We start from the raw sequence: 3,737 nt of genomic DNA, 5'->3' as shown, positions 1-3,737 counted from the left end.
TAAAAAAAGTCACTAAAACAGAAATTTAGTGACTTTTTATTTCTTTGATTTCTGATTATTTGATTAAAAGACTTATCAAAATAATTGCAAGTACTACTTGAAAAACTAAGATAGATGAACCATAAATCAGTAATTTTCTTCCTGCTTTTATGAATTCAACTAAATTTAGTCGCAAACCAATAGCGGCTAAGGCAATCGTTTCACACCAACCTGATAGAAATTTTGCGGTAGCTGAAACTTCTGGTACAAAATGAATCAATGTATCTAAAGTACAAAGCACTAAGAAACCAACAACGTACCATGGCAAAAAAGAATTTCTTTTAATTTTGATTTGAGCAGTTGCTTGTTCACCCTTTGTTTGTTTTTTGCTTCTAAAACCAAAATATAAAACGACAAAAACAAGCATGATAATTCTCATAATTTTAAATAGGGTTGCTAATGTTGTTGTGTTTGGATTTACCATTGTCGCTGAAGCAACGACTTGTCCAACAGATTGTTCTGTTCCGCCAATCAGTGCGCCCCTTAATAAATCATTATTACCAAATATCCAAGTTCCTAAAAATGGAAGACTCAGCATTAAAATAGTTCCCATAAGATTGACCATGGCAATCGATGTTCTTTTCTCACTGGTCTCAGCTCCAATAACTGGTTCAACTGCGGCAATTGCTGATGAACCACAAACTGCATTCCCAGAAGCCATTAGGGCAGAGACATTAGCAGAAAAGCCCAGTTTTTTCCCCATAAATAAAACAAAAATAATTGTTGAAATCATTTGTATCAGAATAAATCCTACTCCGGAGAACCCTAATTTACCAATGGTTTGAAAGGTTACGGTTGCCCCTAAAAACATCACTGAAAACTCTAGAAGTTTTTTTTCTGACCAAGCCGTTCCTGCAAACAAAGTGACTTGTTTAAAGTACACATTACCCAAAATAATTCCTAATAATATTGCAATAGTTGCTGAACCTAAACTATGGAAGATAAAACGATTGAGTAAATAACTTACTATAGCAATGGCAAAGGAGATCAGAAATCCTGGCAAAATACTCATGATGGCCTGTCTATCATTTTTAATATAATTTTTTAATTTTAACATTTTTCTACTTTTTCCTTTTTAAATTGTCTAGCATCAATTAGTTTACACAATCTCCTTTATTTTGTAAAATAAATTATTATCATTTTTAAAATTACTTTTATTAATTAAAGGAAGATTTATGTTCGCTTTACTCGAAACTTTTATTGCTGTGTTTGAAACCAAAAGCTTTACCAGAGCTGCTAGTCAATGTTTTATTTCACAGCCAACCGCAACTGTTAGAATTAAAAAATTAGAGGAAGAACTAAAGGTTCAACTCTTTTCAAGAGGGCAACACCAAGAAGTAATTCCTACAGAAAGTGCCCATCTTCTTTATCCTAAAGCTTTAAAAACGCTCAATGATTGGAATGAATTACAATTTTCCTTTAAAAAATCAGACGCCTAGTCGTAAACCTTTTAAAATTGCTGCTTCTCATAGTTCAGCAACTACTGTTCTCCCTCTGATTTTCAAAAATTTAATTCCTGAACTTGAACAACTTAATATTGAACTGATGATGCTTGATTCTCAAGAGGTTTTTGATTTAATTCGTAATCATGAAATTCATTTTGGAATTATTGAAAAACCGATGATGGATGAAACCATCGAAACTTTTCCACTCTTTAAAGACGAGCTCGTTCTTGCTGGCAAGCCTGAAAATGATATTTTTTTTATTCGTGAAGCGGGGTCCGGGGTGGCTCACTATACGCATAATTATCTTAAAGAAAATAATCTTAATCCGAAAAACTTAGTCAGCGTCAATAATAATGATATGATTGTCAGCCAACTCAATGCTGGAATTGGTGCGTCATTAATTTCCAAACGATTTATTAATGAAAACATTGCTTTTCAAAGTCTTGACAAACGTTATCACCGCATTTTTTATGGTGTTTCTTTCTTGGCCGAGCAAGATAAATTGCTCAAAACTGTGATTAAACAAATTAAAAATTTAAGTGAATTCTAAAAAAATCACTGACAAAAATTATTTAAAAGTAATCACAAATTTCTCAAGGTCTGTCAGTAATTTTGTAAGTATTTTTTAATGACAGCAAAAAAATCAGTTTAAGCCTATGCTTAAAGCGTTTACTGACAAAAAAATTCTGTTAATTTTTTGAAAATATGTTAAAATAGAGAGAATAAAAAATTACAAGGAGTACTATTTTGGCTGAAATCGAAGAACTTAATGACCAAATGAAAGTCCGCCGTGAAAAAATGGGAAACCTGCGCGATGCAGGAATTGACCCATTTGGACATAAATTTACACGTACGCACAACTCGCAAGAACTACACGAAGCTTATGACGAAAAGACGAAAGAAGAGTTGCATGAACTTGCACTTTCAGGAATTGTCGCTGGTCGTTTGATGACTAAACGTGGTAAAGGTAAAGTCGGTTTCGCCCATCTTCAAGACCGCGAAGGCCAAATTCAACTTTACGTTCGTAAAGACGAAGTTGGTGAAGAAAATTATGAAATTTTCAAAAAAGCTGACCTCGGAGACTTCCTCGGAGTTGAAGGCGAAATCATGAAAACTGATATGGGTGAATTGTCAATTAAAGCAAAAAAATTGACTTTCCTCTCAAAAGCGCTTCGTCCTTTGCCTGAAAAATTCCATGGTTTGACTGATACTGAAACACGTTATCGCAAACGTTATTTGGATTTAATTTCAAATAAAGAAAGCTTTAATCGCTTTGTGACTCGCTCAAAAATTATCAGTGAAATCCGTCGTTATATGGATGGTCGTGGATATCTTGAAGTTGAAACTCCAGTTCTTAACAACGAAGCTGGTGGTGCTTCTGCTCGCCCATTCTACACTCACCATAATAGCCTTGATATTGACATGGCGCTTCGTATTGCAACTGAATTGCACTTGAAACGTTTGATTGTTGGTGGAATGGAAAAAGTTTATGAACTTGGTCGTGTCTTCCGTAATGAAGGAATGGATATGACTCATAATCCTGAATTCACAACAATGGAATCTTATGAAGCTTATGCTGATTTTGAAGATATCATGGATTTGACAGAAGGAATCTTCCAACACGTTGCTAAAACTGTAGTTGGTCAAGATGTTCTTGAATACGATGGTAAAGAAATCAATGTTGGTGGAAAATTCAAACGTGTTCACATGGTTGATGCCATCAAGGAAGTTGCTGGAGTTGATTTCTGGCCTGAGATGACTTTTGAAGAAGCAACAGCTCTTGCAAAAGAACATGATATTCATGTTGAAAAACATTTCACTTCTGTTGGTCACATCATTAACGAATTCTTTGAAAAATATGTTGAAGAAACTTTGATTCAACCTACTTTCGTTTTTGGTCATCCAAAAGAAATTTCACCACTTGCTAAAATGAACGAGAAAGACCCACGTTTTACTGACCGTTTTGAACTTTTCATCAACGGTAAAGAATACGCCAATGCTTTCAGCGAATTGAATGACCCAATTGACCAATTGGAACGTTTTGAAGCTCAAGCCAAAGCTAAAGAACTTGGGGATGATGAAGCGACTGGTGTCGATTACGATTACGTTGAAGCACTCGAACACGGTATGCCACCAACAGGTGGACTCGGTATCGGGATTGACCGCTTAGTCATGCTCTTTACTGGCACAACTTCAATCCGTGACGTTTTGCTTTTCCCAACGATGAAATAATAAATAAAAAAACCGCTTTTT

At 34.9% G+C, this 3,737-nt stretch carries 2 protein-coding genes and 1 pseudogene; 2 read left to right on the top strand and 1 reads right to left on the bottom strand.

Translation table 11 applies throughout. The annotated features are described in order from the left end of the window. Positions 1-55: 55 nt before the first annotated feature. Positions 56-1,051 carry a YeiH family protein gene (locus tag LLA01S_RS11645; RefSeq protein ID WP_080600850.1) on the bottom strand — a complete coding sequence of 332 codons (996 nt, stop codon included), beginning with the start codon at positions 1,049-1,051 and terminating at the stop codon, positions 56-58. Positions 1,052-1,214: 163 nt separating this feature from the next. On the opposite strand from LLA01S_RS11645, the pseudogene LLA01S_RS11635 reads away from it, so the two are divergent. Both LLA01S_RS11635 and lysS read left to right on the top strand, forming a co-directional pair. Then, positions 1,215-2,034, top strand: a pseudogene (locus LLA01S_RS11635) (LysR family transcriptional regulator). Positions 2,035-2,231: 197 nt separating this feature from the next. Further along, positions 2,232-3,716 (top strand): lysine--tRNA ligase, encoded by a 1,485-nt coding sequence (lysS, locus tag LLA01S_RS11630; protein ID WP_014572032.1) that lies wholly within the window; start codon positions 2,232-2,234, stop codon positions 3,714-3,716. Positions 3,717-3,737: the final 21 nt, after the last annotated feature.

The organism is Lactococcus cremoris subsp. cremoris NBRC 100676 (assembly GCF_001591705.1).
GTDB lineage: Bacteria > Bacillota > Bacilli > Lactobacillales > Streptococcaceae > Lactococcus > Lactococcus cremoris.
This window is presented reverse-complemented; position numbering and strand designations above follow the sequence as displayed.